A 20,765-nucleotide genomic window follows, 5' to 3' on the forward strand; every position below is an offset into this window, starting at 1 on the left:
ATGAACCAGAGCCTTCCGGCCATCAAGGCCGACGTCCGCAACCTGAGCTTCTTCTACGGCGACTTCCAGGCGGTACGCGACGTCTCCATGCCGGTCGCCGAGCACGAGGTCACCGCCCTGATCGGGCCGTCCGGTTGCGGCAAGTCGACCTTCCTGCGCTGTTTCAACCGCATGCATGACCTCTACCCCGGCAGCCGCTACCAGGGCGAGATCAACCTGCGCCCCGACGGCGTCAACCTGCTCGATCGCGGCATCGACCCGGTCGAGGCCCGGCTGCGCATCGGCATGGTGTTCCAGAAGCCCAACCCGTTCCCGAAGTCCATCTACGAGAACGTCGCCTATGGTCTTCGGGTGGTCGGCGAGAAACGCCGCCACGTGATCGCCGAGAAGGTCGAGAAAGCGCTGCGGGACGCGGCGCTGTGGGACGAGGTCAAGGACCGTCTGGATACCCTCGGCACCAGCCTGTCGGGTGGCCAGCAGCAGCGCCTGTGCATCGCCCGGGCACTGGCCACCGAGCCGGAGATCCTGCTCTTCGACGAGCCCACCTCGGCGCTCGACCCGATCGCGACGGCGAACATCGAAGAGCTGATCGCCGAACTGAAGTCGCGGGTCACGATCCTCATCGTCACCCACAACATGCAACAGGCCGGCAGGGTGTCGAAGTACACTGCCTTCATGTACCTGGGCGAGCTTGTGGAGTTCGGGGAGACCGGGCAGGTGTTCACCAAGCCTGCCAAGGAAAAGACCGAGAGCTACATCACCGGCCGATTCGGCTGACCGGAACCGACATGACCCTTCCCTCCTCCAACCATATCGTCAAGCAGTTCGATGAGGACCTCGCGATCCTGCGCGACCTGGTCCTGCGCATGGGCGGCCTGGTGGAGAACCAGCTCGCCGCCGCGATCGACGCACTCGAACGCGGCGACGGCGCCGCAGCGACGGCGGTCATCCGGGGCGACCGGGAGATCGATCGCATCGAGCTGGAGTCCGATGCCGAGATCGCCCGCCTGCTTGCCCTGCGCGCGCCCCTGGGCATCGACCTGCGCACCGTCCTGACCCTGGGCAAGACGGTCAACGACCTGGAGCGGATCGGCGACGAGGCCAAGAAGATCGCCCGGGGCACGCGCAACAGCGCGGCCCAGGGCCGGGAGCTGGCCGGGATGCCGACCCTGGCCGGTGTCCTGGACATGGCCGTGCTTGCCAGGGGAATGCTGCGCGATGCCCTGAATGCGCTGGTGCGCCTGGACCTGGACCTGGCCGGCAAGGTCGCCGGCAGCGACGACCTGCAGGACCAGGCCTTGAAGGATGCGATCACCCAGGGCAAGGCCCTGATGCAGTCGCGACCGGAGCTTGTCGACGCCGCATTCGACCTGGTGTTCATGGCGAAGTCGCTGGAGCGCATCGCCGACCACGCCAAGAACATCGCCAACTATGTCCACTACCTCGTGGAAGGAAAGGACGTCCGCCATCCGGCCGCGCGCCGCGACGCCGTCTGAGCGGGATCCTCCCGGCCTGCCGCCAGCGCCTGCCCGGAGAGCGGGTGCGGGCCGATCCGGACCTGCCGTTCGCCGGGCCGGGGGGCGCCTGTCCGCTTGACCCGATTAGCGTCGGGTCTCAGCCCAGGATCGGGGACCCAGGGCCAGGACCCGGTGTTCGGTAAGCGCAGCGCGCTGTGTTCCCCTCTCCCTGTGGGACCTGATTAGCGTCGTGCCTCAGCTCAGGATCTGGGACCAAGGACCAGGACCCGGTGTTCGGTGACCGCAGCGCGCTGTGCTCCCCTTTCCCTGTGGGAGAGGGGCCGGGGGGAGAGGGTCGGGACTGGCCATGATCTGCATCGTTGCCGGCCCAACGGCGTGCGCTGGTCGGGGCGGCCCTCTCCCCCGCCCCTCCCCCGCAGGCGGGGGAGGGGCGGAGTGCGGTGCCGTCGCATCGGCGATACGCCGCCTGGCAGTGGGCTGAGACACGACGCCAATCAGGTCCGCTCGACGGGTCCTGCCACGTCCCGCGCCGAGCGCGGTACCGGTCGGAGCGCCCGAGGCCGCAGGGTCTGCTCGGAGCCGGGCCGACGGGCTGCCGAGGAACGGCGGCCCTGGTCGTACGTCGAGTCGCGCCCGCGGTGCAGGTCCGCAAGGTGCTTCCGGCAAGTCCGGTGTCTGCGCAGTCCGCTGGCCGGGCGGCCTTCCAGGGTCGCAGCCAGCAGGGGCCTTCCTTTGCAGGCTGCTACAGAACGTCGCCGCCGCCGCCGGCCAGGGCGCGCTCCAGCCGGTCGGCCAGGGTGCCGATCTCGGCGACCACGCGATCCAGCTCGGTACCGTCCAACAGCTCGTAAGGACGGTTCTCGCACAGGTGCAGGTAGGGCACGTCGTCGAGGTCGCTGACCGCCAGAAAGCCGAGGCGCTGCTCCCAGTTGAAGCGCAGCGCGCGCAAGCAGCCGTCGCCGTCGATCGGCGCCACGGGCGTCGATACACGCAGGTACCGGTTGCCCCGCTCATCCTCCAGTTCGGCCAGGAACACCCCCTGGCGACGGCCGCCCTCCAGGGGCAGGTCGAAGCTCAACAGATAGGGGTCGTTGCTGCCCAGGGGCCAGCGCGATGCGCAATGCAGTCGGATGTCCTCGAAGCTGTCCATGGGGTCGTCTCCGGTTGCGCGGGATCGGGTTCGGCCGGGATGGCGGATGCCAGTGTACCCGGCTGCGCGTGGCGTCCGTGTCGGCGCTTGCATCACCGCCGCTGAGGTGCCAGCGTGGCCGGGGTCATCCGCACCATGCCCCGACAGCGGTCGGTCGTGGCTGCCACCCGAAGCGTTGAGGATGTTCATGGCGGCTTCCGATCCCCTGCAAAGAAGCCTGGCGGCGACCTCCGTGCCGCGCGGCGAGGCGGCCCTTGCCGCGCTCTGGCAGGCGATCGCGGCGCTTCCGGCGGGCGAAGTGGCCAGCTATGGCGAGGTGGCGCGGCGTGCCGGCCTGCCCGGGCGGGCGCGCCTGGCGGCCCGCGCCCTGCGCCTGGCCCCCGATTCCCTGCAACTGCCCTGGCACCGGGTGGTGGCGGCGGGTCTTCGGATCGCCTTCGCGCCCGGCAGCAGGGGGTTCCGCCTGCAGCGCAGCCGCCTGCAGGCCGAAGGACACCGGATCGATGCGCGGGGCCGGCTGGTCGGGGCGGCCGCCGCGGTTGACGTGGACATCGACGCCGCGCTGTGGGCGCCGCCGGACTGAGCCTGCGGCGATGCCTCGGCGGCCGCGGGCGGCGGCGCTTGCGAGCATCGCCTTGCCGGCACGACTGGCGGGCCGTCAGGCCTGTCGTAGCCGGGCCTGTGCGATGGCGGCCGGCTGTCACAGAGAACTGGGGCCGTGGATACCCTGCTGGCGGACTGCTCCTCGTCCTGCCGGTATCCTGCCCGGGCGGGCGCCGATCGACCACCGGGAAAACGACCAGCGACCGGCGCTGTTTCGCCGATTGCCAGGATCGACCCGTGGTCGAATCGAGCGGAACGCTCGCCGCTGGCGATCCGCCGACGTACCGAATCGGGATCCACGCGCCGACGGGCGGGGGGGGGGGGCGGTCGGCACGAAGCGAGGTGAGGGCTTGCCGACGGGCGTCGGCGACGCCGTTATGCTCCAACAACCCCTGACGCCGAGGTGCCGATGCCCAGCCAGCTTCCGCCCGCCACCCGCTACCTGCTGCTCGCCTTCGCGGCGGTGTTCGTCGTCCAGCAGTTGTGGCCGGAGCCGGTCCTGGCGCGCTTCGGCCTGTGGCCCGAGGTCGGGCCGATCCTGGTCGCGCACACCGAGGCCGGGCCGGTGTACGCCCGTTTCGGCTGGTGGCAGTTCCTGAGCCACGGCTTCCTGCACGGTGGTATCGCGCACCTTCTGCTCAACGGCGTGGTGCTGCTGGGTTTCGGTCCCGCCCTCGAGCTGCGCTGGGGGGCGGCGAGGTTCGCGCTGTTCTTCGCGCTGTGCGTGATCGGCGGCGGCCTGGCGCAATGGCTGCTGACCGCGAGACCGGTGCCGGGTCAGGGGGTCAGCGTGACCCTGGGCGCGTCCGGCGGGGTGTTCGGGGTGGTGACGGTGTTCGCGATGCTCCATCCCCGGCAGCGCGTCCTGCTGCTGATTCCCCCGGTGCCCATGCCCGCCTGGTTGCTGGTCGTGCTGTTCGCAGTCGCGAGCACGGTGCTCGGCGTGACCGGCTGGGTGCCGGGCATCGCCCATTTCGCGCACCTGGGCGGCATGGTGACCGGCCTCGTCCTGTGGTTCGTGCTGGCGCGCCACTGGCGCAGAACGGTGACGCCCTCGTCGCTGCGCAACGACACCGAATCCTGAGCGGACGAGGAGGCGGATGCGATCGGCACGGTGCGCCTTGCCGGACGCCCGCCCGCCCCGGGCGGGCGGAACGGCGGCGGTGGGGTCGGTCCCTGGGCGGCTCAGAGCCGCTTCGAGAACACGCCGATCAGCAAGGTGGCGTAGCCCGCGAGCAGCGCCCAGACGGCATTGGCGCTGAGCACCGGCATCGGCAGCACGATGCCGGCGACGCCCGCTGCGACCAGCAGCAGGGAAACGATCAGGACAGGCCAGGTCGGGGGCGTGAGCATGGCGGCTCCGGCAGCGGACGCCCCATGGTAGTCGCCCCCGCAGCGGTGCGCCTAGCCCGGATTGACCCCGAGGCTGCTGTTGCAGCCGGCGATCCAGGCGCGTTGGCGCGATCTGCGCCCGTTGGCCAGTTCGACGATGCGTCGGCTACGCCCTGGTCAACGGTCCGCTGCCCGCACCACGACGCGATCCCGACGGCCTCGCCGCGCGTCTTCCCGAAACGCCGGGCCGGTCCCGACGCGGCCCGCCGGGCGGCGGGTGCCCCCGGCAGACCCGGGAAGGCGAGCGTGGGCGACAGCCTCTGCTGGTCCACCCGATGCACAGGCTGCCGAATGGGCGCCAATGGCCGGCGGCGGGGCGGGGCACAGGCCCCGCCTCCGCAGCGGGTGGCTCGCGGTAGCTGCAGCAGGCAGTCCCGGGACAGCCTGCCGAGCCGCGTTCAGCGCTGTGCCGGCGTCGCGGCCGCGACCGGTTCCGGGCTGACCGTGATGTCGGCGCGCAGCTGTTCGACCAGGCGCAGGCCGATGCCGCGCACCTTGGCCAGGTCCTCGACCTGCAGGAACGGACCGTTGGCCTCCCGCCAGGCGACGATCGCCTCGGCCTTGGCCGGGCCGATGCCGTTGAGCTGTACCAGGGTGGCGGCGTCGGCGCGGTTGATGTCGACCGGGCCGGCCGCGGCGACGAGGCCGGCGAACGCCAGGGCGGCGATGAACGTCAGGGACTTGAGCAGGGACATGGTGGCTTCCTCGATGGATTGGGACGATGGCCGGCAGGATTGCCTGGCAGGGCCATCGTCGGCGTCGCTCGGTGTCTGTGCCATCGGTCTGCGCCGCATTCGCTGCTAGGCAACCAGCGCGATGTGGCGACGGAAAATTCCGACGCACGCCGAGGCGTGCCCCGCGATGCGGGCGTTCAGGGCTGACCCGCCACCGCTCCCGCACCAGCACAGCCCGCGCCAGCCCGGTTCGGGCTGTCGCCGGCACGGGTTAGACTGGGCGCATCCGCAATCCAGGACTCCGCCATGGACCACCAGGCCGCCGGCAGCTTTGCCGCCTCCGTCTGGGACGAGGAAATCGTCCCGCAGCTGACCGAGTACATCCGTATTCCCAACAAGTCGCCGATGTTCGATCGCGACTGGGAGAAGCACGGCTACATGGACGACGCCGTGCGGATGATGGAGGCGTGGTGCCGCAGCAAGGAGGTACCTGGCATGCAGGTCGAGGTGGTGCGCCTGCCCGGACGCACGCCACTGCTTCTCCTGGATATCCCCGGCGACAGCGATGACGTGGTGCTGCTCTACGGCCATCTGGACAAGCAGCCGGAAATGACCGGCTGGGACGCCGACCTCGGACCGTGGAAGCCGGTGCTGCGCGACGACCGCCTGTACGGGCGCGGTGGTGCCGACGATGGCTATGCCTGCTATGCCTCGGTGACGGCGATCATGGCGCTGAAGGCGCAGCAGGTCCCGCACGCGCGCTGCGTTGTCCTGATCGAGGCCTGCGAGGAGTCCGGCTCCTACGACCTGCCGTACTACGTCGACCACCTGGCCGACCGCATCGGCCAGCCGTCCCTGGTGGTCTGCCTGGATTCGGGCTGCGGCAACTACGACCAGATGTGGATGACCACCAGCCTGCGCGGCCTGACCGGCGGCGAACTGACCGTGAAGGTGCTGTCCGAGGGCGTCCACTCGGGCGATGCCTCGGGCATTGTGCCGTCCAGCTTCCGGGTGCTTCGCCAGCTGCTGTCGCGCCTGGAGGACGAGACCACCGGCGCGATCCGCCCGCAGGGGCTGCACGTCGAGGTCCCGGCCGAGCGCATCGAGCAGGCCCGGGTCGCGGCCTCGTTCCTGGCCGACGAGGTTTGGGGCAAGTTCCCGTTCCTGCCCGGCATGCGGCCGATGCGCGAGGAACTGGACGAGCTCATCCTCAACCGCACCTGGCGCCCGGCGCTGTCGGTGACCGGCGTCGATGGCATGCCGCCCCTGGATTCCGCCGGCAACGTGCTGCGTCCGCACACTGCAGTGAAGCTGTCGCTACGGTTGCCACCAACGCTCGAGCCGAACCAGGCGGGTGCGCTGGTCAAGGAGTTGCTCGAACGCGACCCGCCCTGCGGCGCCCATGTCCATTTCGAGCTGGAGAAGGCCGGTGCGGGCTGGAACGCGCCGCCGCTGGCACCCTGGCTGGCGGACTCGGTCGATGCCGCCTCGAAGCTGCACTTCGGCGCACCGCCGGCATTCATGGGCGAAGGCGGCACGATCCCCTTCATGGGCATGCTCGGAGCGAAGTTCCCCGGCGCCCAGTTCCTCATCACCGGCGTGCTCGGGCCGCAGTCGAACGCCCACGGGCCGAACGAGTTCCTGCACATTCCGACCGGCAAGAAGCTCACCGCCTGCGTCGCCAAGGTCATCGCCGACCACCACCAGGCGGGTCTGCAGGGCCTGACCCGAGGCAGCGCGGTCGCCACTGGCGCGCCCGCCCACTACGGAAAGGGGCACGGCTGCTGCTGAGGTCCCGGATTACCGGCGCACCGTCCCGGCTGGCGCCGGTGTGCCCTTCCCCCAAGGCCAGCCACAGGGAGCAGCGACATGACGCAACATCAAGACAACCCTCAAGGTCAGCCGCCGGGCGGCCCGGATCGCGGCAATCCGTACGCGCAGCACGCGCAGGCAGCTGCGGACCGCGCCAAGGCGGCGGCCCAGGACGCCCTGGGCGTGGCCCGGCGCCTGCTGGGCAATCCGGTCGGCGGCATCGGCGAGGCCCATGCCGGCCTGACCCAGGACCGCGCCCTGGGCGTCGCCGTGGTGTTCGCCCTGGTGGCGGCGATCGGCCTGGCGCTGGCCGGCGGCATGCTGATCCGCTCGATGGTCGGCGCGGCGATGGGCGCCTATGGCGCGATGCCGGGCTTCGGCTTCCACTTCGGGCAGTTCATCAAGGCGGTGCTGGTCAACCTCATCACCATTGCCGCCGCCGGCGGTGGCGTGCTGCTGTTCGCGCCCTTGCTGGGCGGCCGCACCAATCCGGTCTCCGCCCTGCTGGTGTCCGCCACCGCCTACCTGCCGCTGGGCATCGCCGCGCTGCTGGCGGCGATCCTGGGCTGGCTGTTCAAGAGCCAGCTCGGCGCCATCCTGGTCGGCCTGCTGATGCTGTACGGCCTGTGCTACCTGGTGCTGACGCTCAACGCCGGCCTGCGCCATGTCGCCGGCGTCGACGAGCGCCGCGCCGCGCTGGGCACGCCGACCGTGCTGGCCTTCGCCATGCTGGTGATGTGGCTGGTGGGCCGGCTGTTCGGCTGATCCGCCCTGACGGTCCACCGTGCCGGCGGGCGCGGTGGACCGGTAAACTGCAAGGCTGCTCCGACACGCAGCCGACCATGACCAGACGCATCGAAGTCCGCCGCTCCGGCATCCACGGCCGCGGCGTGTTCGCCGCCACCGACCTCGCCGCCAGCCTGCGCGTCATCGAGTACCGCGGACGACGGATCAGCCACGACGAGGCCGACGCCTGCTACGACGGCACCCTCGACTCCGGTCACACCTTCCTGTTCACGTTGAACGACCACTGGATCGTCGACGCCAACCAGGGCGGCAACAGCGCCCGCTGGATCAACCACAGCTGCGATCCGAACTGCGAAGCGGTGATCCATGTCGACCGGAACGGCGACGAAGCCCGGGACCGGGTCTTCATCGAGACGCTGCGACCGGTCAGGGCCGGCGAGGAGCTGACCTACAACTACGGCATCGTCCTGGACGTGCCACACACGGCGCGGCTCAAGCGGATCTGGGCGTGCCGCTGCGGTGCCCGCAACTGCACGGGCACCATGCTGCAGCCGAGACGCCGACGGGCCGCCTGAGCGCCCGGCGCCGCGCGGTGCCGGGACCGACCGCTCAGGATCCGCCGTTGTCGAGCTGGGCGTCGAGGCTGCGCCGAAGGCCGGGATCCAGGCGCAGGCCCTCGGCCAGGGCGTCCACGTAGGCCTTCTCCATGGTGCCTTTCTCGTCGACCATGAGGACGGTGGCCAGGTAGATCTCGGACGCGAGTTCCGGCGAGCTGGCGAGGGCCGCGACCCGTGCCGGGTCGACCGGCCGGGCCAGCTCGGCTTCGACGAAGCGCTCGAGTTCCGGGTCGTGGGCGATGCGCGCCACCTCGTCGCGGATCAGGCTCCGCTCGCGGTCGTCGATGTGGCCATCGGCCTTGGCGGCCGAGATCAGGGCGACCAGGATCGCCTGGCTGTGCACCTCCAGCTCCGGGCCGGAGAGGTGGTCCAGCGTGCGCGGTTCGATGCTTGCGAAGTGGCCGCCGCCCGACTGGTGCTGGCGCCAGGCGCGCCAGGCCAGGGTGCCGATCGCCGCGAGGCCGCCCCACTTGGCGAGCTTGCGGCCGCTGCGCCGGCCCAGCAGCAGCGCGAGCGCGCCGCCGGACAGGGCGCCCTGCGCGAACTGGCCCAGCTTGATGCCGCCGACGCCCTGGTTCTGCAGGCGCTCGGAGAGCCCGTCGGCGCGACCGCGCAGATCATCGGTCATGTCCCGGGCCGAGCGGAGGAGCTGGTCGAGGAATCCGGACGTCTGCATCGCGTGCTCCTGGCAGGGGGTGTGGGGCCATCATGATCGGCGTGCGCCGCGCGGCGATCAATGGGCCGGAAGTCGTCCCCGGGCCGGCGCCGGTGGCCATCGCCACCAGGCGGCGGCAACGGCCAGCGCGAACAGCGTGTAGGCCGCAACGAAGGCCCACCAGGGAGCCTGCACGTAAAGCAGGCGATCCAGCCAGCAGGCGATGAAGCTGCCTTCGCAGACCGTCTGGCCGGCCCGCAGGCGCAGCGCCTGCTCCCAGTCGGTGAGCGGGCACAGGCGGCCCAGCCATGACTGCAGCGCGATGAACGCCACGGTGGCGAGGTGCGCCTGGCGGAACCGGCGGTTCCTGGTCCAGCGCCAGCCGAACAGTCCGCCGACGACCACCAGGAGCAGGCCGAGCACCACGAACGCGACGACGGCGACATGTGCGGCCAGCACCAGGTCGGCCAGCAGGGCTGCGCCGCTCATGGCCGCTCCTGGTCCCGTGACCGGCGGGACGCCCATCCCGGGACCGGTCGCCACAGGTGCGTGCGTCGGGCCTCGCCCGCGGCCATCCGGGGCACCGGAATGCCCGCCATCAGTCGTCGTCCGCCTTGGGCCGGAACGCCTCGGCGAGCTGCTTCTGCACCGGCGGCGGCACCGGCTCGTAGTGGCTGAACTCGATGGTGTAGCGGCCCTTGCCGCCGGTGATCGCCTTCAGTTCGTTGGCGTAGTCGCCGACCTCGGCCAGCGGCACCTGCGCCTTGACCACCAGCTCGCCGCCGCGCAGGGCATCGGTGCCGTTGATGCGCGCCCGCTTGCCGGCGAGGCCACCGGTCACGTCGCCCATGTGGGCCTCGGGCACCGAGACGTCCAGGTTGACGATCGGCTCCAGGACGATCGGCCGGGCCTTGGCGATGGCATCCATGAAGGCCTTGCGTCCGGCGGTCACGAAGGCGATCTCCTTGGAGTCCACCGGATGGTGCTTGCCGTCGTAGACCACCACCTTGACGTCCTGGATCTGGTAGCCGGCGATGGCGCCATGTTCCAGCACCTGGCGGACGCCCTTCTCGATCGCCGGGATGAACTGGTTGGGAATGGAGCCGCCGACGGTGTCGTCCTCGAAGGCGAACCCGGTGCCGCGCGCCAGCGGCTCGATGCGCAGGAAGACCTCCCCGAACTGGCCGGCGCCGCCGGTCTGCTTCTTGTGCCGATGATGGCCGTCGGCGCGTCCGCTCACCGTTTCGCGATAGGCGATGCGCGGCGGCCGGGTGCTCACCTCGACGCCATAGCGCTCCTTCATGCGCTCCAGCATCACCCGCAGGTGCAGCTCGCCCAGGCCGCGGATGACGGTCTCGTTGAGCTCCTTGTTGTGCTCGACCCGGAAGCAGGGATCCTCCTCGGCCAGCCGGTGCAGGGCGGTCGCCAGCTTCTGCTCCTGGCCCTTGTGCTGGGGCTCGATCGCCAGGCCGAACATCGGCTGGGGGAAATCGATCGGCTTGAGGTGGATGTGGTCCTCGTCGTGGCTGTCGTGCAGGACGGCGTCGAAGTGGATGTCCTCGACCTTGGCCACCGCGGCGATGTCGCCGGGCACGGCCTGGTCGATCTCGACGTGGTCCTTGCCGCGCAGCTTGAACAGATGCCCGACCTTGAACGGCTTCTTGCCGTCGTCGATGAACAGCTGGGTGTCGCGTCGCACCGTGCCCTGGTAGATCCGGAACACGCCGAGCTTGCCGACGAACGGATCGTTGACGATCTTGAACACGTCGGCGACCACGTGGCGGGCCGGATCGGGCGTGGTGCGGAAAGGCTCGGCGGCCGCACCGGCGCCCTTCACGAACATCGGCGGGTTGGCCTCGCCCGGGTGCGGCATCAGCGACTCGAACAGGCCGAGCAGTTCGGCGATGCCGGCGCCGCTGCGCGCCGAGACGAAGCAGATAGGCACCAGGTGACCTTCGCGCAGGCACTGCTCGAAGGCGTCGTGCAGCTCCTGGCCGGTCAGCCCGGCCTCGCCTTCCTCCAGATAGCGCCCCATCACCGACTCGTTGACCTCGACCACCTGGTCGAGGATGCGCTGGTGGGCCTCGGCGACCGATCCGAAGTCCGATGCGCCCTCGCCGCGGCCGAAGCAGTCGACCACCCGGGTGGCGCCGGCGGCGGGCAGGTTGATCGGCAGGCATTCCGGCCCGAACGTCTCACGCAGCTGTTCGACCAGCAGTTCCAGGTCGACGCCTTCGTGGTCGATCTTGTTGACCACGATCAGCCGGCACAGCCGGCGCGCGCGGGCGTAGTCCATCATCCGCTGGCTGCCGTGTTCGATGCCGGCCGCGGCGTCGAGCACCACCGCGCAGGTCTCCACCGCCGCCAGCGCCGACAGGGTCGGGCCCCGGAAATCGGGATAGCCCGGCGTGTCGATCAGGTTGATGTGGACACCGCCGTGGTCGATGCTGGTGATCGTCGAGTTGATCGAGTGGCCGCGCGCCTTCTCCATGGGGTCGAAGTCGGAAACCGTGGTGCCGCGTTCGACCGTGCCTGCCGTCTGGATGGTTCCGCCGGCCTGCAGCAGGGCTTCGCAGAGCGTGGTTTTGCCGGCGCCGGAGTGGCCCACGAGGGCGATGTTTCGGATCTGTTCGGTACGATGGCTCATGCCTGCGCTTCCTTTGGATGGTCCGCCCCGCCCCTCCCGGGCGGGCCGGACATGCTCGCGTCCCGGAAAGCCCCGGACGCGGCTCCGCTGGCGAGCCATCCCTGGCCCGCAGGCAGGTCTGCGCTTTCAGACCGTCCCTGGCGGATGCCTGTCCCGGACAGCTTGCGGGGCGCGCGGCGATTTGCAAGGTTCGCCGCACAATGACGGGAGGCCCCGTCGATGGCGATGACAGCGGTCCTGGTGCACGGCGCGGGCGGCGGCGGCTGGCAGTGGCAGGCCTGGGCCCCGGTACTGGCGCGGGCCGGGTTCGCCGTGCTGGCCCCCGACCTGCGTCCCTGCGCCGCCGGCCTGGCGGCGACCACGTTCGACCACTACCAGGACCAGGTCGACGCCTGGTGCGCGAGCGCCGGTAAGGAGCTCGTCCTGATCGGTGCCAGCCTGGGGGCACTGCTGGCCCTGCGCGCCGCCGGTCCGCATCAGGCGGCCGCCCTGGTGCTTGTCAACCCTGTGCCGCCAGCGGGCATCCGGCCCTGGCCAGCGTTTCCGGAACGGCCGTCGGTCGTCGCCTGGTCGGCCGGGCCGCTGCACTCCACGGTACGCGCCTTGCCGGGGCTGCCCCTGGACCATGTCCGGGCCATCCACAGGCGCTGGCGCGACGAATCCGGACAGGTGCTGGCACAGGCCGCCGCCGGCGTCCCCGGCGCCCGGCTGGCCTGTCCGGTACTGGTGCTGGCCGGTGCCGAGGACACCGACATCCCGCCCGCCACCAGCCAGGCCGTGGCCGGGGCGCTGCGCGGCGCCTGCCTGGTGCTGGCCGGTCAAGGCCATCTCTCCCCCCTGCTGGGTGCCGGGGCGGCGTCGGTTGCGACACTGGCCGCAGACTGGCTGGCGCTGGCGGCGGGAACGGGCAATTCCGGCTGAACGGTGGCGCGCCCGAGGGGCGGGATTCAGAACCGATTAACCGCGTCACGCCGATAGTGGCGCCGTCCATCGCGATCCTCGCGATGCATGGAGAGCACCACGATGCGCGTTGTCATCCTGTTCGCAGCCGGTCTGGGTCTTGCCACGGGTGTCCAGGCCTGGGACGGACCCTCGTCCGGTTACTTCCGCGATGGCGGTGAGGTTCGCCACGCCTGGGGCGAGGTGCTCGAGGTGCAGCCGATCTACCGCACCACCCACCATCCGCAATCCCGCGAGGTCTGCTACGAGGCCCCGGTCGAGTACTACAGCGAAGGCCGGCCGCGCTCGGCGGGCGGTACCGTGCTGGGCGCGGTGATCGGTGGCGTGATCGGCAACCAGATCGGCCGCAACAGCGGCTCCCGGCACGGCTATTACCGCCACGGTCCGCATCGCGACACGACCACCGCCGCCGGTGCCGCAGTCGGCGCCGCGATCGGCTACCAGGCCAGCCGTGGCCCCGGCTACGTGACCCGGGGTTACGAGCAGCGCTGCCAGTACGAGCGCGACTGGCAGCCGGCGCAGGAGGTGGTCGGCTACGACGTGACCTATCGTTATCGCGGCGAGATCTACCAGACCCGCACCGACTACCACCCGGGCGACAGCATCCGCGTGCAGGTCGCGGTCACCCCGGTGCGCTGAACCCGCGTGAGGCCCCGCCGGCACGGTCCGGCGGGGCAGGCGGTGCGGCCCGGCGCATCCGCTTGGCGGGGCCATTCCTTGTCCGGGTTCCGCGCGGCCCGCATAATTGCCGGTCACCCGGACCCGCGCCCTGCGCGGCCGGCCCGGTGGCGTCGACGCCACCGCCCAGCCTCCCGCGCACATGACCAGCCAGTTCACCAACTACCAGTCGTTCTGGAACGACAAGGCCAGCACCGTCACGGGCGCCATGATCGCCGTCGACGGCAGCGCCGACGAAGCGACCCTGGAAGCCACCGGGCGCTATTCCGCGCGCCAGGTCCGGCACGCCCTCGAACTCGCGCCGGGCGACCATGTCCTCGAGCTGGGCTGCGGCGTCGGTCGCATCGGCAGCCACCTGGCGCCCGATTGCACGCTCTGGCACGGCGTCGACATCGCCCCGCGCATGATCGAGGTCGCGCGCGACCGCCTGTCCGGCCTGCCCGACGGTCGGGTGCGGCTGGACGCCCTCGACCGCACCCGGCTTGCGCCCTGTGCGGATGCCGCCTACGACAAGGCCTACTGCGTGGCGGTGTTCATCCACATGGACAAGGAGGACTTCCTGATCTACCTCAGGGAGCTGTTCCGCGTCCTCAAGCCCGGCGGCCGGCTGTTCTTCGACCACTGGAACCTCGCCCACCCGGTCGGCTTCCAGCGCTTCGAGGCCGAGGTCGCCCAGTACGTCGACTTCGACCAGTCCGCGCGCAAGGATGTCGCCCGCAACCAGTTCACCTGCCCGCAGGAGGTCGAGCTGTTCCTGCAGGCGGCCGGCTTCGAGCTGGCCCTGCTGGAGGCTGGGGCGCCGTTCCTGCAGGCGGTCGCCGTCAAGCCCGGAGGCGAAGCTGCCGGACAGGTCGGCGAGCGGCTGCGTCGCGACCTCGCCCGGATCCAGTACGGCCCGCGCTGGACGCAGTGGTTCGGCGGCCTGTTCCCGATGTTCTACGGCGACGAGCATCCGGCCGCGCTGCTGGCGCGCATGCCGGCGGCCGACAGCGACGAGGAATCGGCGATGCACCACCTGTGGGTGCGGGCGATCTGGCGCAACCACCCGGACCGTTGGGGCCCGGTCACCGACTGAGCCGCAGCCGCGGCCTCGGTAAACGTGCGGGCTACAGGTGGTAGCCCTTGTACAGCGTGCTGTGCGCGGGCCGCTGCTCCTCGGCCGGCCGCGTGCTGGTGTAGTAGTACATGGCGATCGAGCGCCGGTGGACGCCCTCCGGCGCTGCCCAGGGCGCGGGATGGCCGTGGAAGGTGTCCGAGCGGGTCGCGAACAGCACGGCCCGGTTGAACAGCGGCTCGACCCGGCGCACCCGTTCGCGCGCCTGGGTATCCCATAGCTCGAGCTCGCCGCCCCAGCCGTCCTGCCACTGCGGATTGAGGTAGATCAGCAGGTTCAGGCGCCGGTGCGCCTGCAGGCCGTCGTGCCAGTTGAAGTCGGCATGGATGCCCAGGTGGTCGCCGCGCCGGCTGAGGTGCAGGCCGCCACCGCGCAGGTGCGGATCGGGCAGCAGATGCTCGATGCCGGTCAGCGCCTCCAGGAAGCGGATGAACGGGCCGGCATTGAGGTCGTGGATGGCCTGCCGCAGAGGCGCCGGGAAGGCCTCCTCGCGGGCGCTGCCGAGCTTGACCTCGTAGCCCTGGGCGCCGAACCGGTCCCAGGCCACGGCGTCGTCCGGCCCCGGGAACGCCTGCTCCAGGCGCGTCGCCACCTCGGGCCGCAGGAAACCGTCCATCACCAGGTGAGGATACGGATCGGCATTGCGGAAGCCGTCGGCATCCGCCTGCGCGATCGCGGCGAGCCGGGCGGGGTCGAAGGCGTAGTCCGGTTCGTGCATGCGCGCGGTGGGCAGGCGGGAAGGCGGGCGGTGCCGGCCGTGCCGGATCCCTGGTGCCGGAGGTGGGACTCGAACCCACACGCTTTTGAGGGCGGCGGATTTTGAGTCCGCTGCGTCTACCGATTCCGCCACTCCGGCGCGGGCGGCAAGTCTAGCAGCCGGCGGTCACGCATGTGCCTGGCGGCGGCCGCCGGCCAGGGCGGATCACCCGGTTCGCGGCCGGGGGCCCGGATGCGGGCGTCCGCCCCGGTCAGCGGCCCAATTCGAACCCGTTCCGGAAAGCGCGATTCGGAAGGATCTGCCACGGTTCGTTACCGTGTGTCCAGTCGTCCAGCCAGAACAGCAGCCGATTCTCCGTGCGGAAATAGTTGACGGGTGCGTTGCGCGCGCCGGCGGGTGAGGGAAGCAGGCCGGTCTGCCACCAGTCACCGTCCCCGGAGATCCGGCACAGGTTCTGGCGGCCGTCGCGCCGACAGGCGAACAGCGCCTGGTGGGGCGTCTCGTCGGGGTCCAGCAGGCTGGATGGAATGCCCACCGGGGGCCAGAAATACCATTCGCCCAGTCCGTCGATGGCGCGCTGTGTGCCGGCCGGGGTGCCCGTGCTGATCCAGTACTCCGTGCCGGTGGCGATATGCAGGTGGTCCCCCACCCAAGCCGGCGAATTGCCGGGGTCCAGGGGCGGCACCGGCAGGCGGACAGTTCCCGCAGTCGTCAGGTCCGACGCCCAGACCGTCCAGCCTTCCGGGGGCTGCCAGAGCCTGAAGGCAACCATGCCCGAACCGGAAGCGCTCAGGTCCACGGGGTTCTGGTCGAACTGCCGGATCCGCGTGGGCGTTCCGCCGGCGCGCGGCATCCCCCACAACCCCGATCCCTGCACGTCCTGCGCGCAGAAGACAAGCTGCCCGCCGGTGCCGGTGACGCCACGCGGGTCGAAGGTCGGGCAGGGCAACAGTGGTGGAACGAGCTGCTGGGTACCGGTCACGGTGCCGTCGGTTCGCCAGAGCAGGTCGGCCCCGTCGATCGGCCGGCGAATGGCCAGTATCGCCACACCCCCATGCTGGCCGTACGGGGCGACCAGGACGCCTTGGCTGGCTCCGGCGTCGACAAGGACACGCGTGCCCCAGGGCGCGGACCACGCGCACACCCCCACGTTGTCCTGCGGAGGCACGCGGCATTGGAACAGCAGGTAGGGAACGGCGCCACCATCCACGCCGAACAGCGGAACGCCGCCGGCCGCCTGGATGACCTCAGGATTGATCAGGTCCTCCGCCGCGTGCCTGAGGGCGAGCGGCTGCGCGCCCGAGGTCCGGAAGACCAGGCGGGAGCCGATCGCCAGCGGGGACGAATCGAACTGCAATCCGCCGCCGAGCTGGAGGTCGTGCCACTGCCCGTTCTCCAGATCGACCCGGAATGGCGAGGGGGGAAGGCAGTTTCCTGAGCAGGACGAGCCGTAGAAGCGATCGGCGATCCACTCGCCGCCAGCCCGGTATCCCGGCGCGTTCGCTGGCCAGGTGGAGCGCGTGCCTCGCCAGACATCGGCTACAGGTCCGATCCCCGCAGGCGTGCCGTCGGTACGCCATATCTCGTGGGTATGCCGCCCCGGGCGACTGGCGAAATATAGATGTCCGTCCGGTGCCTTGGTGGCGGGACTCAACGAGAAGCGGGTGTCCCGCAGGAGCACGGAAACGCCGTTCGCATCGGCACGGAAACGAACGAACTCGTACTCGTCGTTCTGGCCGGCGGGTGCCGGTCGGCTCCAGAGAAGGCCACCGCCCTGCCGCAGCCAGCGATCCCCTACCTGCGAGGGCCTGGCCGGGAAGGGAACCGTCGTTCCGCCGTCAATGACGAGTCCCTGTCCGTTGGAGTTCGCGTAACGCAGCAGTTCCTCGTCGGTCCGAGCATAGACCAGGCCGTCCTGCACAGCGGCCAGCGAGAGGAAGAGCGGCGGCTGCGACAGGCCGGCCACCACGGAATCGAGCACGGAGACCATCGACGATGCCCCATCGAAGCGCCTAAGCTCGGACACGTAGTTGCTGGCGGCGAAATGCGAGCGGGTGTAGTAGGCCTGGTTGCCCAGCGCGGACAGGGCCAGCGGCTGGGACACGCAGGACGGCTCCTGCGTCCAGTCCGCGATCTGGGTGCCGGCCACCGACCCGTCGGTCCTGACCACGCGCTGATGCACGCAGTCGCGAACCAGCAGCCAGTAGTAGCCGTCGTCGGCATCGTGGAGGACGCGGGGCCACTCCCAGGCATGGCCGGCCGGCACCGACATCAGCATCGCGTTGCTTCCCGGCAAGCCCTCGGTGCTCCACAGTTCCAGCAGCACCGGAGGCTGCGCGGCCTCGCGCAGGAATACGACGCGATTGCCGACCGTCGCCATGCGCGTATAAGACCACCCGCCCGCCGACGACTGCAGCTGGATCTTGTCTTCGCCCGGGCGCACCGACCACAGCGATGCGCCCTCGCCGAACACGATCCGGTCGCCCGCCGTGGCCATGCCGAGAACCACCGCGGTTCCCTCGTCGCCCGCGAGGGTGGCGACCCGGGTCGCCTGCTGGTCGCCGGTCACCGCCCAGATCTCGAGCTGGCCTTGGCGATGGACGACCGCGTACAGGGGGCCGGTCGACGGGAGAAGGTGCTTGATCCGGTCGGGGTCCGGCCCGGTATCGATTTCCAGTGCCAGGGCCGAGTTGCCGGTATTCGGATCGATGCGATAGAGCGCCTGGCCGGTGTCCGGCCGGAAACCTACGGCGTAGAGCGAGCCGGCATGCCAGACCATTCTCGGCCCGTCGCCCGTGTTGGGATGAAGTCCAAACGCAGGGTCGAAGAAATGCAGGTCCGGATCGGGCGCGGTCGTTGCGTCCACGACCATGCGCAGGGCGATGCCGGCCCACGCATTGGTGTAGATGAACGCGGCTGCCACGGTGGCGGCGCACAGAGACTGGAGCTTGCGAACAATCGATTGAACCATATGTGGAAGCGGTTCCAGCGGTGCGGTGGATTAGGGGCGCATCAATCCAGCGACAGCGGCCGCGCGCAGCAGCGGTACCAGTCCTCGCCGCGCGGCTGGAACACCGAGCAGCAGCGCATCTCGCCGCCGTAGATGTGCAGGGAGACCGCGACGTCGCGGTCGCTGGCGTTGCGGATGGCGTGGTACTCGTGCGGCGGGATCAGGCTGCCGGCCGAACCCGGGCCGGCGTCCAGGGTGCCGCGCTGCTCGAAGCGGAAATCGTCGCCGTCGCGCTCGAGCAGCTCGTACTGGACGATCTCCAGGGTGCCGGCGACCACGCCCTCGACGCACCACAGGCCAGAGTGGTCGTGCACCGGGGTGCCCTGGCCGGGCCCCCAGGTCATCGCGATCACCGTGTAGCCCAGCTCCTCGCTGCGGTGGATCTCGCGGCGCGCATAGTGCTCCGGATGCGGCTGGAAGACCTCGTCGGGCAGGCTCAGGCGCTGCTCGCGCATGAGCTGGCACAGGGTCTGGCGCAGGGCAGTGGTCAATTCGGCGCAGTCGCGGCCGCGGATGGCCCCGTCCAGGGCCTGGACCAGCTCGGCATGGCCCGCGAAATCGCGGATCGGGGCGGATGCGATGGCGTTCATGGCCGTCACTTTACCATCACGGCCGTCGGCGGCCCCGGGCGGCGCCGGATGGGCGCTCAGATCGCGGCCATGAAGTCGCCGATCGCCTTGCCGAAGCGCGGCGTGTCGACCAGAAAGGCGTCATGGCCCTGGATCGAGGGCAGGGCGGCGAACTGCGTCGGCACGCCGCCCTCGCGCAGGCCTTCGGCGATCTCCTCCTGCTGCTCCAGCGGGAACAGCAGGTCGGTCTCGACGCCGATCACCAGGGCGCCGCGGGCACGGATGCGGGCCAGGCCGCGCGCCACCGAGCCGCCGTAGTCGGCGACGTCGAACCAGTCCATGGCGCGCGACAGGTACAGGTAGCAGTTCGGATCGAAGCGGGTGATGAAGCGCTCGGCCTGGTAGGCCAGGTAGGACTCGACCGCGAACTCCGGGCCGAACGCGCTGCCGTCGCGGACATCTTCGGCGACCTTGCTGCGCCCGAAGCGCTGCCGCCACTCGCGCGCCGAGCGGTAGGTGGTCATGCCCAGCTTGCGGGCCAGCAGCATGCCGGTCACCGGAAATGCGTCGGCGTCGTAGTGGCCGCCGTTCCAGGCCGGGTCGGATCGGATCAGCTCGCGCTGCAGCGAGCGGATGGCGATCGAGAACGGCAGCGAATGCGGGGCGGTCGACACCAGCAGCAGGTGGCGGGCCGCCTCCGGCAGGTTCAGCGCATAGGCCAGGGCGCTCATGCCACCCATCGAGGGGCCGACCAGGCAGTGCAGGCGCTCGATGCCCAGCGACCTGACCACCTCGTGCGCGGCCAGCGCGACGTCCTCCAGACTGAGCGCCGGGAAGTCCAGGCGCCAGGGTTGGCCGGTGGCCGGATTCGGCGAGGCCGGCCCGGTCGAACCCATGCAACTGCCCAGGGAATTCACGCAGACCACGAACCAGCGCCGGGTGTCGATCGCCTTGCCAGGTCCGATGATGTCGTCCCACCAGCCCGGCGTCGGATCGTCGGGATGGGCCGCGGCATGGGCGCTGGGCGACATGCCGGTCAGTACCAGCACGGCATTGTCGCGGGCCGGCGCCAGCTCGCCCCAGGTCTCGTAGGCGACGCGGGCGTCCTCCAGGCGGCCGCCGCGGCGCATGGCGAACGGCGAGGGCAGTGGACAGTATCGGGTGGCGGGGGTCATGGCGCGCAAGGCTACAGGCGCACAGCGGCGCGGCCAAGCGCGGTGCGCCCGCGCGCAGCACGGCTTGCGTATGCTGTCGACCATGCACGGCAACTCCCGCCCCGTCTCCAGCCGCCAGTCCGACATCCACGACCGCCTGGACGACGTGGTGCGCCGCCACCTCGCACAGCCCTGGCGTGCGCCGGTGCATGCGGCGACCGAGCGGGCCATGGCTCCGCTGCTGGAGGAACTCGCGAGCTGGCGAGGACCGGTGGTACTTGACTCCGGATGCGGCGACGGCGCCAGCACCCTGCGCCTGGCCTACCGGCACCGCACAGCGCTGGTGATCGGCCTGGACAAGTCGGCGCTGCGCCTGCAACGCCTGGCACCGGGTGGCTGGTTGCGCCGCGGCAACGTCTGCCTGTGCCGCGCCGAGGTCGCCCAGGCCTGGCGCCTGCTGGCCCGTGCCGGGGTGCGGCTGGACGCCCACTGGCTGCTCTACCCCAACCCCTGGCCGAAGCCGACCCAGCTGCTGCGCCGCTGGCACGCCCACCCGGTGTTTCCCGACCTGGTGCGCCTGGGCGGGCGGCTCGAGGCGCGCAGCAACTGGCCGCTGTACCTGGCGGAGCTGGCCCGTGCCCTGGACCTGTGCGGGCAGCGCAGCCGCCTCACCATCCTGCCCCCGGAGGAGCCGCTGCTGACGCCGTTCGAACTCAAGTACCGCGACAGCGGCCATACCCTGTGGCGACTGCAGGCCGAACTGTCGGCTCGCGCGCCGGGCTGAGCG

Annotated in this window: 21 protein-coding genes and 1 tRNA gene; 11 read left to right on the top strand and 11 right to left on the bottom strand. The window is 70.8% G+C overall.

Translation table 11 applies throughout. The features are described from left to right. Both pstB and phoU read left to right on the top strand, forming a co-directional pair. The gene (gene pstB / locus KF823_15980; protein MBX3727401.1) at positions 1 to 777 is read left to right on the top strand and encodes a phosphate ABC transporter ATP-binding protein; all 777 of its coding nucleotides are present in this window, start codon (positions 1 to 3) and stop codon (positions 775 to 777) included. Between the two features lie 11 nt (positions 778 to 788). Then, positions 789 to 1,496 (top strand): phosphate signaling complex protein PhoU, encoded by a 708-nt coding sequence (gene phoU / locus KF823_15985; protein MBX3727402.1) that lies wholly within the window; start codon positions 789 to 791, stop codon positions 1,494 to 1,496. Between the two features lie 724 nt (positions 1,497 to 2,220). Here the strand turns inward: phoU and KF823_15990 are convergent. Beyond that, positions 2,221 to 2,628: a hypothetical protein gene (locus KF823_15990; GenBank protein MBX3727403.1), complete on the bottom strand. Its 408-nt coding sequence runs from the start codon at positions 2,626 to 2,628 to the stop codon at positions 2,221 to 2,223. Positions 2,629 to 2,815: 187 nt separating this feature from the next. On the opposite strand from KF823_15990, the gene KF823_15995 reads away from it, so the two are divergent. Both KF823_15995 and KF823_16000 read left to right on the top strand, forming a co-directional pair. Next, complete coding sequence (locus KF823_15995; protein MBX3727404.1) at positions 2,816 to 3,211, top strand: MGMT family protein; 396 nt, start codon at positions 2,816 to 2,818, stop codon at positions 3,209 to 3,211. Positions 3,212 to 3,640: 429 nt separating this feature from the next. After that, on the top strand, positions 3,641 to 4,315 hold the full coding sequence (locus KF823_16000) for a rhomboid family intramembrane serine protease (GenBank protein MBX3727405.1): 675 nt from the start codon (positions 3,641 to 3,643) through the stop codon (positions 4,313 to 4,315). Positions 4,316 to 4,416: 101 nt separating this feature from the next. On the opposite strand, the gene KF823_16005 is transcribed toward KF823_16000, so the two are convergent. Together KF823_16005 and KF823_16010 are read right to left on the bottom strand one after the other, a co-directional pair. Continuing rightward, positions 4,417 to 4,584: a hypothetical protein gene (locus KF823_16005; protein MBX3727406.1), complete on the bottom strand. Its 168-nt coding sequence runs from the start codon at positions 4,582 to 4,584 to the stop codon at positions 4,417 to 4,419. Positions 4,585 to 5,021: 437 nt separating this feature from the next. Then, positions 5,022 to 5,318: a ComEA family DNA-binding protein gene (locus KF823_16010; protein MBX3727407.1), complete on the bottom strand. Its 297-nt coding sequence runs from the start codon at positions 5,316 to 5,318 to the stop codon at positions 5,022 to 5,024. A 285-nt stretch (positions 5,319 to 5,603) separates the two neighbouring features. On the opposite strand from KF823_16010, the gene KF823_16015 reads away from it, so the two are divergent. The 3 genes from KF823_16015 to KF823_16025 all read left to right on the top strand — a co-directional run bounded on the left by KF823_16015 (position 5,604) and on the right by KF823_16025 (position 8,431). Then, entirely contained in the window at positions 5,604 to 7,088 is a 1,485-nt protein-coding gene (locus tag KF823_16015; GenBank protein MBX3727408.1) for a M20 family metallopeptidase, read from the top strand. 78 nt (positions 7,089 to 7,166) lie between these two features. Further along, positions 7,167 to 7,874, top strand: coding sequence for a hypothetical protein (locus tag KF823_16020; GenBank protein ID MBX3727409.1), 708 nt, complete (start codon positions 7,167 to 7,169; stop codon positions 7,872 to 7,874). A 77-nt stretch (positions 7,875 to 7,951) separates the two neighbouring features. Then, the gene (locus KF823_16025; protein ID MBX3727410.1) at positions 7,952 to 8,431 is read left to right on the top strand and encodes an SET domain-containing protein-lysine N-methyltransferase; all 480 of its coding nucleotides are present in this window, start codon (positions 7,952 to 7,954) and stop codon (positions 8,429 to 8,431) included. A gap of 34 nt (positions 8,432 to 8,465) precedes the next feature. On the opposite strand, the gene KF823_16030 is transcribed toward KF823_16025, so the two are convergent. The 3 genes from KF823_16030 to KF823_16040 all read right to left on the bottom strand — a co-directional run bounded on the left by KF823_16030 (position 8,466) and on the right by KF823_16040 (position 11,775). Further along, positions 8,466 to 9,149 carry a tellurite resistance TerB family protein gene (locus tag KF823_16030; protein MBX3727411.1) on the bottom strand — a complete coding sequence of 228 codons (684 nt, stop codon included), beginning with the start codon at positions 9,147 to 9,149 and terminating at the stop codon, positions 8,466 to 8,468. Between the two features lie 57 nt (positions 9,150 to 9,206). Continuing rightward, positions 9,207 to 9,617, bottom strand: coding sequence for a DUF2784 domain-containing protein (locus KF823_16035; protein MBX3727412.1), 411 nt, complete (start codon positions 9,615 to 9,617; stop codon positions 9,207 to 9,209). Positions 9,618 to 9,726: 109 nt separating this feature from the next. Continuing rightward, positions 9,727 to 11,775, bottom strand: coding sequence for an elongation factor G (locus KF823_16040; protein ID MBX3727413.1), 2,049 nt, complete (start codon positions 11,773 to 11,775; stop codon positions 9,727 to 9,729). A 219-nt stretch (positions 11,776 to 11,994) separates the two neighbouring features. Between KF823_16040 and KF823_16045 the strand changes: the two genes are divergently transcribed. From KF823_16045 to KF823_16055, 3 genes are all read left to right on the top strand, one after another. Further along, positions 11,995 to 12,696: an alpha/beta fold hydrolase gene (locus tag KF823_16045; GenBank protein MBX3727414.1), complete on the top strand. Its 702-nt coding sequence runs from the start codon at positions 11,995 to 11,997 to the stop codon at positions 12,694 to 12,696. A 102-nt stretch (positions 12,697 to 12,798) separates the two neighbouring features. Next, on the top strand, positions 12,799 to 13,374 hold the full coding sequence (locus tag KF823_16050; GenBank protein ID MBX3727415.1) for a glycine zipper 2TM domain-containing protein: 576 nt from the start codon (positions 12,799 to 12,801) through the stop codon (positions 13,372 to 13,374). A gap of 181 nt (positions 13,375 to 13,555) precedes the next feature. Continuing rightward, positions 13,556 to 14,488: a class I SAM-dependent methyltransferase gene (locus tag KF823_16055; GenBank protein ID MBX3727416.1), complete on the top strand. Its 933-nt coding sequence runs from the start codon at positions 13,556 to 13,558 to the stop codon at positions 14,486 to 14,488. A 31-nt stretch (positions 14,489 to 14,519) separates the two neighbouring features. Here the strand turns inward: KF823_16055 and KF823_16060 are convergent, their stop codons facing one another. From KF823_16060 to KF823_16080, 5 genes are all read right to left on the bottom strand, one after another. Then, a complete protein-coding gene (locus KF823_16060; GenBank protein ID MBX3727417.1) occupies positions 14,520 to 15,245 on the bottom strand; it encodes a 2OG-Fe(II) oxygenase in 726 nt (241 codons plus the stop codon). A 51-nt stretch (positions 15,246 to 15,296) separates the two neighbouring features. Next, a tRNA-Leu gene (locus KF823_16065) sits at positions 15,297 to 15,383 on the bottom strand. Positions 15,384 to 15,495: 112 nt separating this feature from the next. Then, positions 15,496 to 18,168 carry a hypothetical protein gene (locus KF823_16070; protein ID MBX3727418.1) on the bottom strand — a complete coding sequence of 891 codons (2,673 nt, stop codon included), beginning with the start codon at positions 18,166 to 18,168 and terminating at the stop codon, positions 15,496 to 15,498. 89 nt (positions 18,169 to 18,257) lie between these two features. Beyond that, entirely contained in the window at positions 18,258 to 18,845 is a 588-nt protein-coding gene (locus KF823_16075; protein ID MBX3727419.1) for a cysteine dioxygenase family protein, read from the bottom strand. A gap of 56 nt (positions 18,846 to 18,901) precedes the next feature. After that, complete coding sequence (locus KF823_16080; GenBank protein MBX3727420.1) at positions 18,902 to 19,999, bottom strand: homoserine O-acetyltransferase; 1,098 nt, start codon at positions 19,997 to 19,999, stop codon at positions 18,902 to 18,904. A gap of 82 nt (positions 20,000 to 20,081) precedes the next feature. Here KF823_16080 and KF823_16085 point away from each other — a divergent pair, with 82 nt between their 5' ends. Next, a complete protein-coding gene (locus KF823_16085; GenBank protein ID MBX3727421.1) occupies positions 20,082 to 20,762 on the top strand; it encodes a hypothetical protein in 681 nt (226 codons plus the stop codon). Positions 20,763 to 20,765 lie beyond the last annotated feature (3 nt).

It is taken from the genome of Lysobacterales bacterium (assembly GCA_019634735.1).
In the GTDB taxonomy this organism is placed as follows: Bacteria; Pseudomonadota; Gammaproteobacteria; order Xanthomonadales; family UBA2363; genus Pseudofulvimonas.